General features: G+C 41.2%; 22 protein-coding genes. 5 read left to right on the forward strand and 17 right to left on the reverse strand.

The annotated features are described in order from the left end of the window. Window positions 1-468 precede the first annotated feature (468 nt). The 6 genes from A5886_RS08400 to A5886_RS08425 all read right to left on the reverse strand — a co-directional run bounded on the left by A5886_RS08400 (window position 469) and on the right by A5886_RS08425 (window position 4247). Complete coding sequence (locus A5886_RS08400; protein ID WP_086274539.1) at window positions 469-654, reverse strand: hypothetical protein; 186 nt, start codon at window positions 652-654, stop codon at window positions 469-471. An 85-nt stretch (window positions 655-739) separates the two neighbouring features. Beyond that, window positions 740-1270: a GNAT family N-acetyltransferase gene (locus A5886_RS08405; protein WP_373404589.1), complete on the reverse strand. Its 531-nt coding sequence runs from the start codon at window positions 1268-1270 to the stop codon at window positions 740-742. 21 nt (window positions 1271-1291) lie between these two features. Continuing rightward, entirely contained in the window at window positions 1292-2233 is a 942-nt protein-coding gene (locus A5886_RS08410) for a dihydroorotate oxidase (RefSeq protein ID WP_086274540.1), read from the reverse strand. Between the two features lie 155 nt (window positions 2234-2388). Beyond that, window positions 2389-2712, reverse strand: coding sequence for a DUF2500 domain-containing protein (locus tag A5886_RS08415; RefSeq protein ID WP_086274541.1), 324 nt, complete (start codon window positions 2710-2712; stop codon window positions 2389-2391). Between the two features lie 196 nt (window positions 2713-2908). Then, entirely contained in the window at window positions 2909-3238 is a 330-nt protein-coding gene (locus A5886_RS08420; RefSeq protein ID WP_086274542.1) for a metal-sulfur cluster assembly factor, read from the reverse strand. 73 nt (window positions 3239-3311) lie between these two features. Continuing rightward, window positions 3312-4247, reverse strand: a complete 936-nt coding sequence (locus tag A5886_RS08425; RefSeq protein ID WP_086274543.1) for a YitT family protein — start codon at window positions 4245-4247, stop codon at window positions 3312-3314. Window positions 4248-4401: 154 nt separating this feature from the next. On the opposite strand from A5886_RS08425, the gene A5886_RS08430 reads away from it, so the two are divergent. Then, window positions 4402-4893, forward strand: a complete 492-nt coding sequence (locus tag A5886_RS08430; protein ID WP_086274544.1) for a YajQ family cyclic di-GMP-binding protein — start codon at window positions 4402-4404, stop codon at window positions 4891-4893. Window positions 4894-4944: 51 nt separating this feature from the next. Here A5886_RS08430 and A5886_RS08435 read toward each other — a convergent pair whose 3' ends face one another. From A5886_RS08435 to A5886_RS08445, 3 genes are all read right to left on the reverse strand, one after another. Beyond that, complete coding sequence (locus tag A5886_RS08435; protein WP_086274545.1) at window positions 4945-7371, reverse strand: ATP-dependent DNA helicase; 2427 nt, start codon at window positions 7369-7371, stop codon at window positions 4945-4947. Between the two features lie 130 nt (window positions 7372-7501). After that, window positions 7502-7885, reverse strand: a complete 384-nt coding sequence (locus A5886_RS08440; RefSeq protein WP_086274546.1) for a phage holin family protein — start codon at window positions 7883-7885, stop codon at window positions 7502-7504. 78 nt (window positions 7886-7963) lie between these two features. Then, window positions 7964-8497, reverse strand: coding sequence for a hypothetical protein (locus tag A5886_RS08445; protein WP_086274547.1), 534 nt, complete (start codon window positions 8495-8497; stop codon window positions 7964-7966). Between the two features lie 394 nt (window positions 8498-8891). Between A5886_RS08445 and A5886_RS08450 the strand changes: the two genes are divergently transcribed. From A5886_RS08450 to A5886_RS08460, 3 genes are all read left to right on the forward strand, one after another. Beyond that, window positions 8892-9512: an MBL fold metallo-hydrolase gene (locus A5886_RS08450; protein WP_086274548.1), complete on the forward strand. Its 621-nt coding sequence runs from the start codon at window positions 8892-8894 to the stop codon at window positions 9510-9512. A 30-nt stretch (window positions 9513-9542) separates the two neighbouring features. Beyond that, window positions 9543-10247, forward strand: coding sequence for a histidine phosphatase family protein (locus A5886_RS08455; RefSeq protein ID WP_086274549.1), 705 nt, complete (start codon window positions 9543-9545; stop codon window positions 10245-10247). A 124-nt stretch (window positions 10248-10371) separates the two neighbouring features. Further along, window positions 10372-11205, forward strand: a complete 834-nt coding sequence (locus tag A5886_RS08460) for an undecaprenyl-diphosphate phosphatase (RefSeq protein ID WP_086274550.1) — start codon at window positions 10372-10374, stop codon at window positions 11203-11205. 37 nt (window positions 11206-11242) lie between these two features. Here A5886_RS08460 and A5886_RS08465 read toward each other — a convergent pair whose 3' ends face one another. Beyond that, complete coding sequence (locus tag A5886_RS08465; RefSeq protein ID WP_086274551.1) at window positions 11243-11866, reverse strand: DUF47 domain-containing protein; 624 nt, start codon at window positions 11864-11866, stop codon at window positions 11243-11245. 13 nt (window positions 11867-11879) lie between these two features. Next, entirely contained in the window at window positions 11880-12935 is a 1056-nt protein-coding gene (locus A5886_RS08470) for an inorganic phosphate transporter (protein WP_086274552.1), read from the reverse strand. Window positions 12936-13172: 237 nt separating this feature from the next. Here A5886_RS08470 and rpsT point away from each other — a divergent pair, with 237 nt between their 5' ends. Next, the gene (gene rpsT / locus A5886_RS08480; protein WP_054116817.1) at window positions 13173-13427 is read left to right on the forward strand and encodes a 30S ribosomal protein S20; all 255 of its coding nucleotides are present in this window, start codon (window positions 13173-13175) and stop codon (window positions 13425-13427) included. 47 nt (window positions 13428-13474) lie between these two features. On the opposite strand, the gene holA is transcribed toward rpsT, so the two are convergent. The 6 genes from holA to A5886_RS08510 all read right to left on the reverse strand — a co-directional run bounded on the left by holA (window position 13475) and on the right by A5886_RS08510 (window position 20632). Beyond that, on the reverse strand, window positions 13475-14500 hold the full coding sequence (gene holA, locus A5886_RS08485) for a DNA polymerase III subunit delta (protein ID WP_306297898.1): 1026 nt from the start codon (window positions 14498-14500) through the stop codon (window positions 13475-13477). Between the two features lie 25 nt (window positions 14501-14525). Then, window positions 14526-16781, reverse strand: coding sequence for a DNA internalization-related competence protein ComEC/Rec2 (locus A5886_RS08490; protein WP_256926185.1), 2256 nt, complete (start codon window positions 16779-16781; stop codon window positions 14526-14528). Then, window positions 16750-17250 (reverse strand): ComE operon protein 2, encoded by a 501-nt coding sequence (locus tag A5886_RS08495; RefSeq protein ID WP_086274554.1) that lies wholly within the window; start codon window positions 17248-17250, stop codon window positions 16750-16752. The genes A5886_RS08490 and A5886_RS08495 overlap by 32 nt, the downstream gene beginning before the upstream one ends. Before the next feature lie 174 nt (window positions 17251-17424). Continuing rightward, window positions 17425-18042 carry a helix-hairpin-helix domain-containing protein gene (locus tag A5886_RS08500; protein ID WP_086274555.1) on the reverse strand — a complete coding sequence of 206 codons (618 nt, stop codon included), beginning with the start codon at window positions 18040-18042 and terminating at the stop codon, window positions 17425-17427. Window positions 18043-18255: 213 nt separating this feature from the next. Then, on the reverse strand, window positions 18256-18870 hold the full coding sequence (locus tag A5886_RS08505) for an HAD-IA family hydrolase (protein WP_086274556.1): 615 nt from the start codon (window positions 18868-18870) through the stop codon (window positions 18256-18258). Between the two features lie 205 nt (window positions 18871-19075). Beyond that, window positions 19076-20632, reverse strand: coding sequence for a TPM domain-containing protein (locus A5886_RS08510; protein WP_086274557.1), 1557 nt, complete (start codon window positions 20630-20632; stop codon window positions 19076-19078). Window positions 20633-20678 lie beyond the last annotated feature (46 nt).

Raw genomic sequence — 20678 nt, forward strand, 5'->3', positions numbered from 1 at the left:
GTATTTGCTTCATAAAATGAAGCGTCCTACACATTGGTTCGTTTGCTTGCTTTGTTCAGTTTTCAAAGGTCTACGTTGTTGCGTTAGCAACTTTTATATCATATCAGAGTGACAAGTGATTGTCAACACTTTTTATAAAAGTTTTTTCGCTTGTTGTTTTTCAACAACGTTGCGGCTGCCTTAGCAACTTAATCATAATAACAAATGATTTGTTATTTGTCAACAACTTTTTTTAATTAATTTGTTGTCATATCAACAACTCTTAATCATTTTAATTTTGCGACTCAGTTATAATATCATCTGTTTTACATTTGGTCAAGCACTTTTTCAAACTTTTTTGAAAGTTATGTTTTGACCTGTTGGCGTTTTGCCAACGTTGACTACTGTACCACGCCTAAGATGAAAGAGCAAGCTTTTTTCAGAAATTCTTTTCAATGTCCCAACAAAAAAACTACCCAATAAGGTAGTTTAGTCAACATCGATCGTTCGAAAGCGAATTTGATCATTTCCATCACGTTTTAAGATGGTTTCTTCTTTTAAGTAGGCGAATTTTTTTTCGCTCAATTCTGGATTTTCCAACATTTCTTCATATCCAGTAAAAATATCTTGGATATATTTTTTGTACGCTTTTTTCTTTTTGATTCTTTTTTTCATTCCGCACCGTCCTTTACGTGCTTATCTTAGCAAGTCACAGGGCATCTGACAACTATTAATGATGCTTTATGAAAATTTTTTTAGCCTAATCGGTAGGCGATAGCAATTTTTGATACGCAAGCCGTTCTCCATGTGGTATAGGAAACGCAATATGGCCGCAAAAAGTGTATCCAGCCGCACTGATATTCCGTTGCATGGCTGTGTTCGCTTGATAAGTATCGATTCTCAGATCAAATATCTGCTTTTCCCGTGCAACCTCTTCCAGCTCTTGCAATAACTTAGCACTTAATCGTTGTCCTTTGAAGCGGGTATTGACGACAACACGGTGAATCGATAGATACGGGCCTTCCCCTACCCACTTACCACCTTGAATCGCTGTATAAACGGGATCGTTGCCCGAAACCAAAGCAGCGGCTGCAGCAATCTCGTCTTCAAAGGTGAGCAAATAACTTTCTTGTTTCAGAATATCTTCTTTGATTTTTTCTTCAGTTGGACCGTAACCGTTTTGCCATTGAGGCGATCCTTGTACACCTAGCGCGGCAATTCCTTCTGCGATCAACTGCATCATATCAGGCAAATCTGCGATAGTGGCTTTACGCAATTTGAACAACGTCATCCTTCTTTCTTCCATATAAACTTAATCAGTGATTGATTTCAACTTTCCTTGAAAATCAGAAATAGATTGATAGCCTTTTTCAGCCATTATTGTCGATAACTCGTGGATCAACCGATCAAAAACAGCAGGGCCTTCTTTTTGCAATTGTGTACCAATCTGCAACAGACTGGCACCGCACAGCAAATGTTCATAAGCATCTTGTCCGGTGGCAATCCCACCAGTTCCAATGATTTTGATTTCTGGTTTCAGCCTCGTATAAAACGCGCGTACATTGGCCAACGCTGTTGGTTTGATATATGCACCACCGAGTCCGCCAAATCCTTCTTTGGGTTTAATGACAACTGTATCTGATACTGGATCGATAAACAATGCATTTCCGACACTATTGACAGAATTGACATAACACAAAGGAAATTGATTCAAAATGTCCGCCATTTGGTCAAAATGGGCCAAGTCAAAATACGGCGGCAGTTTCACGCCTAATGGTTTTGTGAAAAATGAAAACACATCTTTGAGAATAGCAGCCGTCAATTCGAAATCGTAGGCAACTTGTGGTTTTCCAGGTACATTGGGACAAGAAAGATTCAATTCAGTGATTCCTTCGAAGGCACTGCTTTGGATTTTCTTCAACAAAGTAATATTTTCCTCTACACTCATCGCCGCTACAGAAAAAAAGAATGGTGCGTCTTGCGGCATCTCAGCTTGTTTTTTGATTGCATAATCAAGGTAGTAATCTATACCGCGGTTAGGCAAGCCCATTGAGTTGATACTACCCAGCGCCAAATCGATATAGCGTGGTTCTGGATTGCCTTCTCTTGCTACAATAGTTGCGCTTTTGGTGACAAATGAACCAGCACTTGAATGCGCCAAACCGTCCATTTCTTCAATCGTCATACAGTGAACACCGGATGCATTCATAAAAGGATTTTGATATGTATATGGGCCAAAATTTGTTGTTAACATGGATACGCTCCCCCCGATCTTTTCAAATAGTTTACCCGTACATAAAGGAAAAATCAATGCACACACAGTATATTTGTCTTAGTAAACTATAGGAATATTCGGGTTTAGCCTTAGCAGCATCTCAGCAAATCTTTTCACAGATAAGTAAATATCTCTTATACGTATCTGTCCAACACATTAAATCTTTTCCTTTGGTACCTTAACACACCAGCATCGCCAACGACATACAACTTGTATTTGCCATGACTAACAATAAACGCCTTTCTTTCTCCATGCTCAAGTTCGAACAAAAGAGAATAGGTGATCGATTCGTTAGCAATCCCATTCGCATCTATGCTACTGCTGCTGCGCATGCTTTTATCGACTAGTTTCGCTGGAACCGACACTTCAGGTGCAGATTCATTTTTTAAGAACTCAACGATCTGGTATAAAATGACACCAACAAAAATCAAAACAAATAGCGTTAAGAAAAAATCCATGAAAGACACTCCTTATTCATTTAGTTGACTGATTGTATGTGGTTGTGTTGCATGATTGTGCTGTTTTATTCTATTATACCTGATTTGACTTTCTTACATCCATACAAAAAAACTCTTTCATCCACGTGTAGAAGTGAAATAAAAGAGTGTTCGTTCTATTACATTGATGAATATCGTTGCGGCTTCCTGTGACTCCCTAACGAATCCCCAACGCAATCCTTGCATAACGACTCATCTTGTCAGTCGTCCACGCCGGGTACCACACGAGTTTGACTTCTGGATTAGCGACTTCTGGGACATCTGCTAATGCTTCATGGATAGATTCTGTCAATACGTCTGCTAAGGGACAACCCATTGTCGTCAACGTCATTTTGATTACTGTATGTCCTGTTTCACCATCGAAAAGGACTTCATAAACCAAACCTAGATTGACAATGTCGATACCTAATTCTGGGTCGATCACGGTTTCCAATGCAGCGAGCACACGCTCTTTGATTGCTTCCACTTCTGTTTCTGTATATGCCATAGCTGGTGACCTCCTTATTTCTTGTAACAAATCATACCTTCTTTTAGACGGTTTGTAAATGGACAATCATGCTTTAGGGACGGGTCTTTTTGTGGATCTTCAACTCTGGGAAAACACCTGTCGTCTTGAAGGTCCGTTGCTCATCATCTGTGGCAAAACGGCCAGTAATAGATTGTGTTGGCACAAAGTTGATAAAGGCATTGCCGTCAGCTTCCAATACAGCTTGTTCTAAATCATACATCTCATAGCGCGTAACGACCATCATGATCATATTTCCAGGTACACCAGAGTAGCCGCCCACCGAAGGAAATAAGGTCATCCCGCGAAAAATATGTTTTGAAATATTTTTACCCACAGCTTCTGCATTGGTGGTGATGATCATCGCCGTCACTTTTTGATGACTCGTATGAAGCATATCCACTACATAACTCATGGCAAAAATCGAGATAATGGTATACAAGGCACTCTCCCATGAGAAAACAAAGCCAGAAACCATTACAATGATGCCGTTCAAGATAAACATATATTTACCAACTGTTTTACCAGTGGTTTTGGACAAAATCAAAGAAAGAATGTCCATTCCGCCAGTCGTAAAGCCCATTTTCAATGAAAAGGCCACACCGACACCCAACAATACCCCGCCAATCAATGCATTGACCAAGATATTATCGGTGATTGCACCTTGCGGCAAGACCATCGTCAACAATGACACTACGACAACATTGATAAAACTTAGTAAAGTCGAACTTTTTCCTAATTTGATAAACCCTAATACAAATATTGGCAGATTCAAAATAAAAATAAATAAACCAGTACTTAAACGAATACCTAAATGTTCAAAGGCCAAAGCGACGATCAATTGCGCCACCCCGTTCATACCAGCTGATAATACTTGCGCTGGTATCAAAAAGAAGTTCAAGGCAACGGCAGCCGTTATACCCGAAAGTAAGATGACCCCTATTTTCTTTAATTGTTCAGATTGTTGATGTTTCGTTAATAAATGACTCACAAACGCTTCGCTCCTTCACTAAAAAATCTCCTTCCAAAGAATAGCAGTTTGTGTCAAAAATTGAAACAATTATTTGCAAAATTTTACTTTTCATTCCCCGATTATTTTGGAACATGTTAAAATGGAGAGAAAGCGTATGTGAGGAGGAAGAATAATGGCAAAAGAAGCAAGTTTTGATATCGTTTCAGAGATCAATATAGAAGAAGTAAAAAATGCCATACAACAAGCAGAAAAAGAATTGAAGAATCGCTTTGATTTCAAAGGATCTACGGTTGAGATCAAAATGGATAACAGCAAAATGACCGTGGTTGGTGATGATGACTTCAAAGTCGAACAAATCAAAGATGTCTTGTTTGCAAAATTGATCAAGCGCAGTGTACCGACCAAAAATATCCAGTTTTCGGAAACAGAACATGCCTTAGGTGCCAAAGCGCGTCAAACCGCTGAATTGATCAATGGCATTGATAAAGAACATGCCAAAAAAATTACCACAGCTATCAAAAATGCCAAATTAAAGGTCAAAACACAAATTCAAGACAATCAAATCCGGGTCACTGGCAAAAGCCGTGATGACTTACAAGAAGTCATTCAGCTATTACGCAAGTTGCCGTTGACAATTGATTTGCAATTTACAAACTATCGCTAAAAAAAACAGTCGTCATCTAGACCGATAGTGGTCTGGATAGCGACTGTTTGATTATTGACAAAAAGCGGCCAGCTCTTGACTGATTGCTTCAGGACTTCTCACACGTTGCGCGTGTTGCCAATGCAGAGGGAATAACGACTGGTAAGCCGCTGTCTGAAATCGCTGATCCAAAAGGAGCACAACACCTGTATCTGCCACATCTCGAATGACACGCCCTGCTGCTTGCAAGACTTTATTCATCCCCGGTAACTGATAAGCATAAGAAAAACCAGCATGGTTTTTTTGATCATAATAACTGCGGATCAATTCCTGTTCATGATTGATTTGCGGCAAACCAACACCAACGATCGCGGTACCGATCAAGCGCTCGCCTTTTAAATCGATCCCTTCAGAAAAAATACCGCCTAGAACACAAAATGCCACCATTGTCTGCTTCTTCGCCCCGTCTAAAATTTGTCCGCCAGGGGTAAACCTTGCCAAGAAAGTTTCTCGTTCTGCTTCATCCATGGCTGTCCCTTGAATCAAACACGCTACGTCAGGATATTTGAGAGAAAATGCAGCAGCTACATCATCCAAGTATCGATAGGAAGGGAAAAATACCATATAGTTGCCAACCTTCTCTGTGATCATGCGATGGATTGCCTCCACGATCAATGGTAAACTAACAGTTCTTTTGTGATACGTCGTTTGGATATAATCTGCAATCAATATTTTTTGTTTCTCTGGTGGGAACGGACTGGGCAATCGATACCGTAAAGCGTCTTTCCCTCCACCAAGCACCTCTTGATAATAAGGCAGTGGCGTAAAACTAGCAGAAAACAAGACACTGGCTTTGCCTTTATCCAACACATTACTCAGAAAGGGTGCAGGATCGATACAGAACTGTTTGATCCGCATGCCATACGTATCGATTTCGACTGTAGTTTCATAATGATCATCATAAAACTCACTGATTTTCAAATAGTGATTGACCTCAAAATAACAAAGCAAAACTTCTTCTTGTAACGGATCTTCTTCATTGGCCGGCAACCATTCTTTCATCACCTCGGCCAAACGACTCAACTGTTTCACCAACGTCTCGTGGGGGGCGTCTTGATGATGATAGTCCCACGCTTCTTCTTTTGCTAATGCGACAATCTGTTTGAATTCTTTGTCGACTTTCGTCACAGCCCGCTTCAATTTTCCTTGTGCTTTGGGCAATTTTTTGATCAGATCTTGAAATAATTGCCGTTGTAATGATGCTGAATACATGTCCTTCGAGCGATTGACCAAATTGTGGGCTTCATCAACCAAAAAGAAATAATCTTCTTCGGGTTCTTCAAAGAAGCGACGCAAATAGACCGTCGGGTCAAACAAATAATTATAATCACCAATGATCACATCGCAAAAGACACTCACATCTAAAGACAACTCAAAAGGACAAACAGTATGTTTGCGTCCATATGCTTCAATCACTGAACGAGTGATCTGATTTTCATGATTGAGGAGGTCCCACAACGCTTCATTGATTCGATTATAGTAGCCCTCGGCATAAGGACAATGCTCGGGTGTGCAGTTTCGTTCCTCCAAAAAACAGATCTTGTCCTTGGCGGTCAAAGTCACACTCTTGGTTTCACTGCCTGCATCAGCCAACTGCTGCAGCGCATCTTCTGCCACTTGACGCGTGATTGTTTTGGCAGTTAAGTAAAAGATGCGATCGCCGCTTTCTTCCCCTAACACTTTTAACGCCGGGAACAGCGTCGAAATCGTTTTACCCGTACCCGTAGGCGCTTCAGCAAACAAGCGCTGCCCCGTTTTCAAAGTTTTGTACGCTGCCCCAGCCAGCTCCCGCTGTCCTTTGCGAAAGGATTCATAGGGAAATTGCAAGAGTTGCAACGAGGTGTTGCGTACCCGGCGCCAATTCTCCTCAAAGACCATCCATTTATGGTACTCTTCCAGTAAGCGATCATAAAATATGGTCAATTCATCTAATGAGAAGCTGCGGCGGGTGCGGGTAATGCGTTTTTCCGTTGTCTGATAGTAGGTCAATTGCACATCGATATGATCGATACGATCAGAAACTGCGCCTGATTGTTCTGGTGTTTGTTGCACAGCCGGCGCATCATCACTATTTTCACGTAACAAAAATAAATAGCCGTAGACCATTCCTTGGGCAAAAAAAAGATCGATTTGATCCAACGGTATGTCTTCATAGTAAGGCTCAGATGTTTTGATCTCATCTATGACCCAACAGTCTTTTGTTTGGTCATAGAACAGACCATCTGCTCTTCCTTCGACAGAGATCTTGTCTTTACCGACTTGGCTCTCATGCTTGAAAAAGACTTCTTTTTGATAGAAGTCCCCTGCTTCTTTTTGTAGTTGTCGATGGATGCGCGCACCTTCTTGCGCGGTATGATTGCTGACGCGGCGGTTATCGATATCCCCTCTGCGCAAGATAAATTCAACTATTTTACGGACTGCCACTTTCCCTTTATACACGTGTTCACCTTCTCGATTGTCATTATAGTAGAAAACCTGATTTTATAAAAGCGAACACAACAAAAAGACTGCCCATCAGACAGTCTTTTGCGAAACGCAACATTGCTATGCGTGATAACAGTGCATTTGATCAACTATCACTTTTTGATCCGTCTTTTATTTTTTGGAGCAAATCGTGGAAAAATGACACGTCGATTCCCATGCGTTGATAATTTTCGAAAATCGATAACAGTTCCATCCATAAGTAACCGCTATATAACACATACAGCAACGCGGTACCTGAACGAATCGGAATCAAAAAACTGATTGGCATAAAAAACAACAACAAAATGATACTGGCTACCTTGCGTAAAATCCCATTGATTCCCTGATTTGAAGTCAGCGTCCCAGTCATATAAGCTGCCAGGCAGCCACTCGCGAAATCAATGATCATCGCCAAACAGAGCAAAGACAGCAGATATAAGATTTTTTCTTCTTGCAACAACAACAACAATCCATCATGTAATGACAACATACACATTCCTCCCTTTACAAAAAGGAACGCTGTAAAAAAAGGAAAGTAAGATTTTTTTCAATGTGAATCTAAGCTTCATTATTCATCTACTTGAATATCATAGCGCACACCATTATCATCTATCGCTTGTTTACTTTCAGGATCAAAGATAAAAGTGAAAGTTTGCGTCTTTGTACTCAAGATCAATCGATCATTTTCAATCGTATAAGAAGCTTTATCAAAGTCAGCTTCATAAATTTGGTAAGGATCATCCGTCATTTTTTCAGCTGTATGAGAAAAATGTCTGTCAAAATCAGCACGGATCTGTTTTTCATAATCAGTAGCGGCTTGCGGGTCAGCTGCATCTTCCTCTTCTATTTCGGCCATTGGCAAATATTGTTTAACGATCGTCAATGCGTGATCGTGATAATCATAGACACCTTGACTTTGGGGAAAGGAAGGACTATTTGTTTGAATCAGCATCAGATCGCTCTCACCATTGACAACAGCACTAGAAGAGGCCGAAACGGGTGCTTCAGTCGAATGATTGATGGCCAATTTCTCTTCACCGCAACTCGTTAGCACAAGACCAAATACCAGACACACAAAGAGTACACGTACTCGCTTTTTCATCGAAGACACCTTCTTTCATCAATTACATGTAACAACAGCGATGTTTGTCCACCTGCAGGGTCAGCGATGGAATTGCGTTGTAGACGCATCCATTAGAAACCACTTACAGTATAACAGGGCGTTATTTAGTAAAGGGTTTTCTAAGAAAAATTTTCGGAATCACACCTTATTTACGACTATTTTTCTCACTAAATTATGATTTAAGGTTGCTTTTTTTCACAGAATCTTTATTTTCTTTTACACAAACCTTTCACTTGACACAATAATGTTTAAGTGGATCAGGACATCATACGAAAGTTGATACCCTCTTCGAAAAACCTTTCTTTGTTTCGTCGATGACTTTGAGCTATACTAGAGGTGCACATATTTCTTATTTGATTTGAGGAGGTTCTATATGAAAATCATCGGTTTAGTCACCGGACCTGTACAGGAAAATTGTTACCTTATTTGGAACGAAGACACCCTCTTGATCGTTGACCCTGGCGCTGAAGCAGCCAGATTGATCAGTGAAATCGACAAAACAGGTGCTGCACCACAGGCGATCCTGCTGACCCATACCCATTACGACCACATCGGTGCAGTCGATCAATTGAGAGATTATTATCATATACCGGTCTATGTCAGTCCGCTAGAACAAGCGTGGTTGAGCGATCCACAGCAAAATCTATCTGGTCGTCATCCAGACCTTGGCGGCATTACGGCTAGACCAGCTGAAGAACTTCTAGAGATGAAGGATTACCAGATCGGTGATATTTCTTTCCGCGTTGTCCCAACCCCTGGTCACTCGATTGGCAGTGTCAGCTTCATCTTTGATTCTTTTGTTGTTTCAGGAGATGCACTGTTCAAAGGCAGTATTGGTCGTACGGACCTTCCTACTGGAAATTTAGAACAATTGCTTGATAGTATTCAAAATCAATTATTTGTCTTACCAAATCAAATGGCTGTTTATCCCGGCCATGGCGAACCAACCACGATTGAAATCGAGAAACGTACCAATCCGTTTTTCAATCATTAACATCAAGAATCGAATGGAGGAAAAGGAAAAATGGCCAAAACAGAACTATATGTTGTTCGTCACGGCAAGACAATGTTCAATACACTGCAACGGGTACAAGGTTGGTGTGATACACCCTTAACGAGAACCGGCGAACAAGGGATCCATTATTTGGGTCTTGGCTTACGGGATGTTGAGTTTACTGAAGCTGTTTCTAGTGACAGCGGACGAGCAATCGAAACCATGCGCTTGATTCTGGGTGAACATGTCCGTGGCCCTCAAATTCCTTATCATATCGACAAACGAATTCGTGAATGGAGTTTTGGGTCATTAGAAGGCGGCTATGATGCTGAAATGTGGGGGGTATTGCCGAGGATCTTGGACTTCCCTGACTATGATGATATGATTGCAAATCATGTGTCCTTTGAAGCGATTGCCAATGCGATCTATCATGCTGACACTGCCAATTGGGCCGAAACTTTCGATGTGTTGACAGAACGCGTCAAAAACGGCTTCGAAGATATTGCCTATCGCGTCGAGAAAAAAGGCGGCGGCAATGCACTAGTGGTATCTCATGGTTTAACGATTGCCTTCTTGCTGCATTTGATCAATAACGAAAACAACGTACGCATGGACATCGATAATGGTTCTGTGACCCGCCTTGTCTATGAGAATGGCACGTTTACCATTGCTGAAGTCGGCTCTACTGACTACATCAAGAAAGGCGTTGCGCTTTCCCAAGAATTATTGTCCTGATACGATCGACTTTTCGAGCAGTTTTCTTTAGTGAATCTGCTCTTTTTTTGTTGAAAAAGATTGGTATTCTTTAATAGAAACGGTATACTGATAATTGTATTTTGTTAAAGAAAGGAATGACTCAATGTTTTTTACTAATTTCATTAAAGCAATTCTTTTTGGTATTATTGAGGGAATCACTGAATGGCTGCCCATCAGCAGCACTGGTCATTTGATTTTGGCCGATGAATTCATCGGATTAGACGTTACACCAGAATTTATGACCATGTTCAATGTCGTGATCCAACTTGGTGCGATTTTAGCCGTTGTTTATTTATATTTCCATAAGCTGAATCCCTTCTCTCCCCAAAAGAATGCGCTAGAAAAAAAGAATACATGGACATTATGGTTCAAAGTAGTCGTGGCGGTCTTGCCGTCAGTGATCATTGGTTTGCCTTTAGATGATTGGCTCGATGCGCATTTCTATAACTTTCTATCCGTATCGATCGTCCTGATCATTTATGGGATTGGTTTTATCGTAGTCGAAAAAAGAAACAAAAACCAAACGCCCAAATGTACAGACTTGAATCAATTCACCTACAAAGCTGCGTTGATTGTAGGGATGTTCCAAGTATTGGCCCTGATACCAGGGACTTCCCGTTCAGGTGCAACCATTTTAGGTGGTATCATGATCGGCGCTTCTCGATTCGTTGCTGCTGAGTTCTCTTTCTTTTTAGGGATTCCAACAATGTTTGGCGCAAGTGCCTTGAAAATATTCAAATTTCTAAAAGATGGCAATGCCTTTGATCTACAAGGAACCGTTATCCTATTGACTGGTACGATCGTTTCCTTTATCGTTTCTGTCTTAGCGATTCGCTTCTTGATGAACTACATCAAACGGAACGATTTTACCGCATTTGGCTGGTATCGGATCGTACTTGGTGTTATCTTGATTGGTTATTGGCTGACACAGCTATAATAAAAAGCGTCCAAGAAAAAATTCTTGGACGCTTTTTTTAGGTATTTTTGATGACCATGCCGTCGATGATATCCACAGCATCCTCAGTGTCATTGATGATTGACTCGAATCGATCATAGATATCTTTCCATTTGATGATCTCCAAGACATCTGTTTCGTCTGTGAACAATGCTTTTTTCATTTGCGAGTATAATAGATCCGCTTCTGATTCAATCGCATTGACATCAGTGATCATTTTACGCAACGTTTTTGAATTTTTGAACTTAGGAAACTCTTTTAATGCTGTTTCAACACCTTGTGTCGCTTGGGTAATCATGTCAGCAAAACGATTGGTTTCCGGACGCAATGATGTGATGACTAAATTTTCAAATAAGTAAGTCAACCCCATGATCCCATCTAAAATGTCATCTAACCGCTCTGAGATGATCAAAATGTCTTCCCGGTCGATAGGGGTGATAAACGAGTCGTACAATTCATTGGTCAATGCGGCCATCACTTTGTCGCCTTCTTTTTCCAATGCATGGATCTCTGCTGCTGCTTCTGCTAATGCTGTTTCCGAATAATCATGAATCAACACCGAAAAACGCTGTGCAGCCAAATGTCCATTTGTTGCCAATTGTTCCATCGCTGCAAAATAATCAAAACTTTTTTTACGTGCCATTACTTTCTCTCCCTCACAAAATAAGCAATAATACTTTCACCATCACATAAGCAATCAATCCACACCCTGGAAACGTTAAAATCCAGGCATAGATCATTTCTTTGACGATGCGCCAATCAACACTCGAAAAACGTCTAGATGCACCTACACCCATGATCGCTGTCGTCTTGGTATGGGTCGTGGACACAGGGATCCCAAACACAGAAGATAAAAATAAACAAATTGCTGCAGTCACATCCGCTGCAAACCCTTGGTATTTTTCTAATTTGACCATGTCCATACCAACTGATTTGATGATTTTCATCCCGCCGACGGATGTCCCAACGCCCATGGTCAATGAGCATAGTACCATGACCCATAATGGGATAGCAAAACCGCTGCCACTTTTTTCGACGATACCGTTGTAATACATGCCTAGCATGAAGACGCCCATAAATTTCTGACCATCTTGGGCACCATGCAAGAAGGCATTGGCACCAGCGGCCACCGCTTGACCGACCGTGAAGATTTGGTTGGCTTTACGTCTAGGCGTATCACGAAAAAGCCACACGATCAGCTTCGATATCAGAAATCCCCCGATGAATCCCATTAAAGTAGAAACGACCAAACCAATCAATACTTTGACCCATTCATTGCCATTGACGGCATGCAAACCGCCTAAAGCCATCGCAGCACCCGTCAACCCTGCGATCAACGCATGAGATTCACTGGTGGGAATTCCGAAATACCAAGCTGCAACGGTCCAGACAACAATAGCAAACAGCGCTGCCGCCAACGCGATTTGGGATACTCGAAAGCTACCGCCAGAATCAAATGTTACAATATTACTGATTGTTTCTGCAACTTGGGCATTGAAATACGTCATGACCAGTACACCTAAGAAGTTCATAACAACAGCCATACCGATGGCCACGTTTGGGCGCAATACCCTCGTAGATACGGCTGTTGCAATCGCATTCGGTGCATCTGTCCACCCATTGACAAAAATCACACCAAGTGACAATACAATCGTTATAAATAAAGCGATACTCACATTAAACCCTCCATTTGAAAATTCCGAAGTTATCATAGCATAGAAATTCAGCGTTGTGTAAACTTTTTGTAACTATTCAATAAAAAATGTGTAAAGATACATTTTTCGCCATCAATTCAAATGAATTACCCATTTAAAACCCGCTTTTTTTGTGTTAAGTAAAATTTCTTTACAACTTTTATTGCAATCGGCAAGCGCATTAGGTATAATGATTAGTGTTGATTTATACGTTTTTCCAAACGTAATTGAACTTTTTTTTCGGAGGTGAAATACATGCCAAACATTGAATCTGCAATCAAACGCGCGCGTACAAGCGAAGCGGCTAATGCGAAGAATTCATCTCAAGTAAGCACAATGCGTACAGCGATCAAAAAATTTGATCAAGCTGTTGAAGCTGGTGCTGATAACGTAGATGCGTTATATAAAGATGCTGTTAAAGCAATCGATATGGCTGAGACTAAAGGATTGATCCACAAGAACAAAGCTAGTCGCGACAAATCTCGTTTAAGTAAAAAAATTGCCAAATAAGCAAATTAAGAAAGGCGAAGCAATCATCGATTGCTTCGCCTTTCTTTTTATCTTTTGCGCTTTCCATGCCGAAGGACAAATAATTGAAATAAAAACTCCTTGTCCATTTGACCACTTTTGACTTTATAATCATTTTCAATCAACTCATCGTATAATGCGGCTAAAGCTTCAGTAGCCAATCCCCTTGCTTGCTGCATCGCTAATTTGACCCGGTACGGATGAATACCGATCGTTTGGGCGATGTTCGCTTGCTGATAACCGACTTTCATTAAAATCGATGTTTGCAGCAACAAACGCACTTGACTGATCAATATCGCATTGATTTTGATTGTCTCTTCCCCTTGTAGCAGCAAGTCATCATACAGGCGTAACGCTTCAGAAACATTGCCTTGCAACACATCACTGGTTAGTTCGAAGACATTGTGTTCTAGTGTTTTCGGAATCAATTCCTGCACGATTTCTTTCGTGATTTTGTTTCCGTTCCCCGCATATAAACGCAGTTTTTGTATTTCCTGCATCGCTTTCGACAATTGCAGATCCGTTAGACGTAAAAACAGATCAAAGGCTTCTCGCGTCATCTCAATGCCATCATTGGTCAAAGTGTGCTGTAAATACTGACGCACATCGTTTTCTTTCATCGGTGAAGCATCGATACTGACAGCCGCTTTTTTCAATTGTTTGGTGATTTTTTTGCGCTCATCCATTTTATCTGCCAAAACAAACAACACCATAACGGCTGTTGGTTCAGGTGATTGGATATAGCGGATAAAATCTTCTAAGTCATGTTCAGGGACATTGTTCTTCTTTTCTGCAGTCAAAAAGAATGGCCGATCGACGAAAATCAACCGTTGATCACCAAAAAATGGCAATGACTGGGCTTCTTGGATCACCAAATCAATGGAATCTTTTTCCAAATCAAAAGCTGCAAAATTCAAATCATCTTTAGACACAGAAAAACGAGTCAAAAAAGCCTCTCGGACTTGATCTTGTAAAAAAGTTTCGCTGCCGACCACTAAATAAATGGGTTTCAATGTGTCGGTACGAATGGCTTTCAATGCGTTTTGTAAATCCATTGTTTCCCCCACTTTCATCACTATCCTACCATTCCTTTTCGACCGCGTCTAGCCATGTTCTCATGTGGAGTTGCTGATGTTTGTCAGACCAGCTAAATTGGATCATTCCATGGTGATCTGTTCTCAGAACAGAAACATCTGCCAGTACATCGAGGACTTCTTGATGTGGGTGACCATACCGGTTATTCAAGCCACATGAAACGATGCCAAGTTGAGGAGAAACATGTGCAACAAAAGCTTCTGCTGTTGAGGTCCGGCTGCCGTGATGGCCTAGTTTTAATATATCTACTGTCAAATCAGGATATTGCGACAATAACTCAAGCTCTCCTGCTTGATCTAGATCGCCAGTAAAAAGAAAGGAATGCGCGCCAAGACGTGCCTGTAGGACAAGTGAATCTTCGTTTTGACCTTCACCATAGGCTGGCGCTAACACTTCCAGAAGCACATCATGACCAATCATTTGTCCGACTTCTGTCCACACCACTTCAGTAGTTTTAGGGATTTGCGTCAGTAACGCTGCGATACGCGGGTCCTCTTGACTGCCAGGCACCAAATACAGGGTTTGGACAGGGATCGACTGCATCAAGAATAACGCGTCCCCAATATGGTCCGTATCGCCATGAGTCAAAAATAGGCCCGTAATCTGACTGATTCCTTCTCCCTTTAAGAAAGGAACCAATGAATAGGCTGCACCAGATTGATAGGCGCGCTGCTGCCAGTCTGCTCTTTCAAAGGCCAATGTACCACCCGTATCGATCACATACACGGCCTGATTTCTTTTTTCTTGAATCACGATACTATCTCCTTGCCCCACGTCAACAAAAGAAATGGTGGGCTCTACTTGCCATTTCTGGAAACCGTATGGCAGTAGAACGATCACAAGCAATAGGAGCGTCAGCTTTCTCTTCTGATAGCAGACCACCCCCAAAATCATACAAAGCAAGGCTAACGGCATCGGCAAGGCGCCGATTGTTAGAGACACATGGCTCAGATACCCTATCACATATTCCAAGAGCGTTAACAAGCTTTCTGCAAACGCATTGACACTGGGCAAGACGACAAACAGACTCATCCCAAACAGCAGCACTGCGCCCGGTAGCAGGACCATCGTCATCAAAGGATAAAACAAAACCGTCGCCAAACCGCCCAATACAGGAATCTCAAAAAACAAATGGGCCAAAACTGGACCTGCCAGCAACGTCAATAGCCATCCCTTCATGAAAGGATGGTACCGGGAATTTTTACTATTGGTCATCAATAGTAAAAAGGTCATCAGCAAGCACAACTGCCCGGATACCTGCAGTAGAATGTTGGGTTCTACTATCAGAAGAATCGTTAAAATAATGCCATAACGATCACTAGCCGATAAAGTTCTTGCACGTGTGGTCATCAGTAGATTCAGGATATACACAATGACTGCGCGAATCACACTGATCCCTCCGCCAAACAAAACTACACTGCAGCCTAAGCAGGATAGCATGGGCAGCAACATATCGTTGTGGGTGAAATGCAAACGGCGAAAGAAATACGTCAATGCATGATAGAAAAAAGCCACATGCATCCCAGAAATCGTAAAGAAATGAAGCAACCCACTTCCGCTGAACAAATTTCGCAATGCTTGAAATTCATGATCTTTATAGCCAAAAAGCAGGGCATTGACATAGATACTCAGTTGCGCAGGAAAGACTTGTTGTACATGAGTGATAGCCGCCCCACGCCATTTTCTTAATGGTATCATTGAAGGATTATCAGCAATGATTTGCAGATCTGCTAATTCGATCGTACCCAAAAAGTGATGATTTTCCATATAGGCTGCATAATCAAAAGCATGTTTGTTTCGAGAGGATTGTGGATACACGAGTTGCCCCTTCGCAGCAATCACGACTTGCCACTCTTGACGTCTGTGCCATTGCTCTTTTTCTGCTTCACTTTGTACTTGCAAACGAACCATGACTGTTCCTTCAGTGATTTCTCCTTCGAAAGTGACCAAATCCCCATTGATTTTGATGGTATCAGGTCGAATGTTGATTGTGCCGCTATAAGGACCTTCTGCCGCTCTTGGTGCTTGCTGCCATGATACACGAAAAGCAATCACCAGACCAAAACACAATACAAGTCCAATTAAAAAAGCTTGTCCTCTATAGACAAGCATGACAACATAGTATATTGCGATCAAGGCAATCCAGACAGACTGCAATTGATATGCAGTTGTCAAACACGCCAAGATCACACCAAGAAAAAGATACGAATCAGTCTGTTGTTTTTGAATCAGCCGCTTCATTTAACCCGCCAAAAGATAGCTTTTCAAAATAGATGGGATCGAGGGCAACTTGGTGGACGGTGGCACCAACTTGCTGGATCAATTCCATCGCATAGGGATCGTTGCGATAGTCATTCAAATAATGGATTCTTTTGACACCTGCTTGCAAGATTGCTTTCGTACAAGGCAAACACGGAAAATGCGTGACATAGATTTCAGCGCCATCTGTGGAAACACCTAATTTGGCACATTGCAGCAACGCATTCATTTCCGCATGGATCGTGCGGATACAATGATTGTCTACGACATGACAGCCTTCGTCGATACAATGAACATCGCCGCTGACCGACCCGTTATAGCCGCCCGCAATAATGCGACGGTCCTTCACAAGTGTTGCGCCGACTTCTAGCCTTGAACACGTACTGCGTAATGACAATAGGACAGCTTGCGCCATAAAATATTGGTCCCATGGAATTCGATTGGTCTGCATGAGGTTACTCCTTTAATTTCGATTACTTCTATTCTAATCGTTTTTATTCTTTTTTCAACCGTCATTTCTTGGTGGACTATGATTTAGATCATGCTTATCCATGTAAAAAATTGATTTCTTTCCCTAGCACCCGCCCCTTTCATCATCTGTGTGCAATCATTACAGGCTTTTGCTTCAACCAACAGTGATCAATTCTTTCAAAGACTCAAAGGTTTTGTCACCAATCCCTGTTACATTGGTAAGATCATCGATGACCTTAAAAAAACCATGTTCTTCCCGATACTGGATGATTGCTTCTGCTTTCTTGGCACCAATTCCGGGTAACGTTTGCAACTGAGTTAGATCCGCTTGATTCAAATCGATCAATGGATTTGCTGCTTCTCCTAGGTCACTTTGTCCATTATGAACGTCCGCTGAGGTTTCTGCCTCATCTTCATGGGGAATCACGATCATTTGCTGATCTTGTAAAATTTGCGCCAAATTCACAGCCGTTTCCAAGGCCGTATCCGTCACGCCGCCAGCTTTTTGGATCAGTTCGTACAGACGGGCACCTTCTGGTAAATGATAGATACCGGGTATCCTTACTTCGCCTTTGATATCAACCACGATTTCTCGCCCATCCGAGGCAAACACTTCGGATTCGACTGTTTCTGAAACAAAGACCGGTTCAGTTAAATGACTGGGTTCAGCTTGCGCCTGAACGAACAGATACCCTACTAACGCCATACCAACCCCTATGACACATACGGCGATCCGCCATTGTTCTTTGAACATCTCTTTTATTTCATCCATGTCATCACCTCTATCTAAGAAGTACGCAAAAAAAAAGACACAATACGTTCATTGTGCCTCTTTTGGGAGACTATACTGAAAATGTACACGTATTTTGTCTATTTAATTGCCAATAGGCATTTGAACAAGGACATCCGACAGTTGCGCAAGAAGAAAAGCTGCCAATGACTACATCAACATATTTTTCTAGGGACAAAAAACAGCCTTGACGAATCAAGATTGAATAATGTGTTCAATTTCTTTCATTGAATGGACGATATGATCTGCATCAACGTCCAACAAATCTTCGATATCATAAAAAATCGTTTTGACCGCAGCGCCTTTGCCCGCCAATACATCCATTGTACGGTCGCCGATCATCACGGTTTGCTCTTTGTCCATCCCATATTTCTCAACCAAATACAACAAAGAAGTCGGATCGGGTTTTCTCGGAAACTGGTTTTCTGGACCGACCACTTCTGTGATCAATTCAGCGATTCCTTCTCTTTCCAACAGCTCCTTGGTCGTATAGATATCTCGATGGGTCAGAATATAATTCTTCCCGCCATTGGCAATCACTGCGCGCAACGTTTCTTTCGTGCCTGGAAAAGATTGAGGCAATCGCTGATCTAATGCTTCATTGGCTTTGAACTTTGCGGTAAACTCGGCGAAATCTAGGTCATATTTTTCCGCAACTTTTTTTGAAGATGATTCTTTCAATAGCCGATAAATGTCTTTTGGATCAGGAGCGAATCCATATTCTTTTAAAGTCTTCACAAATGCCTGAAGCATAATTGGATAGCTGTCATAAAGTGTGCCGTCAAAATCCCATATATAAGATTGATACATGATATCCCCCGTAAATAGCTTTTTGTCAGTGAATGAAATTTTCATTCATTTTCTGCAACGCTTAAGATTTTAGCATACTTTCCTCAGTTTGTCCTACTTAACTAAAAAAAACGCTTTTGGTTCCTTGAACATCATTCAAACGCATTCGAGAACACATTATCTCAGAATGATGTATTCTAGCAGACCTAAGCGTTTTTTATTTGAACTACCAGCTACCGGAAACACCACCACCGCTACTGCTTCCGCCGCTAAAACCACCAAAGCTATCATTGTTGCCTTGAGTGTCTGCAATCACCTGTTCTTGGTGTGTCATATGGTTATTCATTAAGGCAAAGAGCAATATCATGTTCATCCCAGGGTTATACTCATTCCGAACATTATTCAGAACATCTACCTGATCAGAAGCATCAAAATCTGAAAGCTTGCTCGCCAATTCAGGATGAATTTTATATACTTGTTTTAAATCGACCTCAAATAAAGCATCTATTTTAACTTTTTCAATGATCTCATAAACTTCTTGCGAAATATTACGAATTAGCTCTAAGTGTGTAACCTGATCTGTCACAAGTCTAGCTAAGTAGCAATTATTTTCACTGCGTCTTTTTACTTCATCTTTTGCTTGTTTCACTATTTCTGCCCGATAAACATCGATTAACTCCATATTTTCTGGCAATATTTCATCTGTTAAATCATAATTTGCCATTGTATCGGAGGCTTTTTTAATTAATTGCGCTTCATAGTTTTCTAATGTATCTCGAAAATCAAGAAGCCATAAACCAAATTGTGAAACATTCGTCTTTTTCTTAATTAGTAAACTTGTGAAAAGATCGCTGATCTCCGAATTGATAAAGCCTTGTTGGATCCATCGTTTATCCGCTATCATCAATCCTGAGATTGCTTTCACCTTCTCTGGTATATATGCGGTAGTCAAATAGTATGTCAGTGCCATTTGGCAATCCCTTTCTGTATGATACTGATTATATATCTGATAGTTTTTACTGTAGCTTGCCCATTTTAAAAACGCTTTTCCTTGAAAATCCTTATCTTCTAATAAATGAGTAGGCAACGGAAAATGTTGTTCAAATTGCCATTTGGTTTTGAGACGGCGGAAACCAATAAACCCACCAACCCCAACTACAATAGTTGCTACAATTCCACTAATGATTTTCCCAACATTCAGCCACATCTTCTTCATCGCTTGTGCTTCTTGGGTCCTTTTCTGCGCTAATAGTTGATTGCCGTTTAAATAAATTGTTTCTAGCCCAATCGTTTCTTCAGCTTCTTTCATTCGTTGATAGACCTCAGTTGAAGCTGCCGCAATTGCGGTGTCATAATCTTCATCCCGGAGCGCATCTTTGGTATCTTTGTCCACCAAGTCATCTTCGGACAGATCACTAAAGATATAGTTCAAACCATCACCATATCCTAGACGAAATTCGCGTTCTTCAATTGCAAAAAGAAATAATAGCCCGTTATTATCTTCTGAATTCCCTAAGCCGTATTCGTTGAATAAATTAGTTGTCTTCTCTTCAATTGATTGCCCATCGAGTGAAGGAATTGTAATCACTGCATATTCTGGTGATCCAGTTAAATGCTGGAACCCCTTTTCATTCAAATTATTTATTTCCTCGATAGCCTCTTTTGAAAGAACGCCCGCCTCATCTAAAACAAACGACTGTCCAAAAGCGATTGAGGGCTGAAACAAAAAAAAGCCTAAAAGCCCAATAAAAACAATCATTCCCCGCAGTAGAATTTTTTTCATACTTTCACTCCTTTTCACCTTTTTCGTTTTAGTGTATTCGATTTCA

The sequence above is a fragment of the Candidatus Enterococcus testudinis genome (assembly GCF_002140915.1).
GTDB lineage: Bacteria > Bacillota > Bacilli > Lactobacillales > Enterococcaceae > Enterococcus_D > Enterococcus_D testudinis.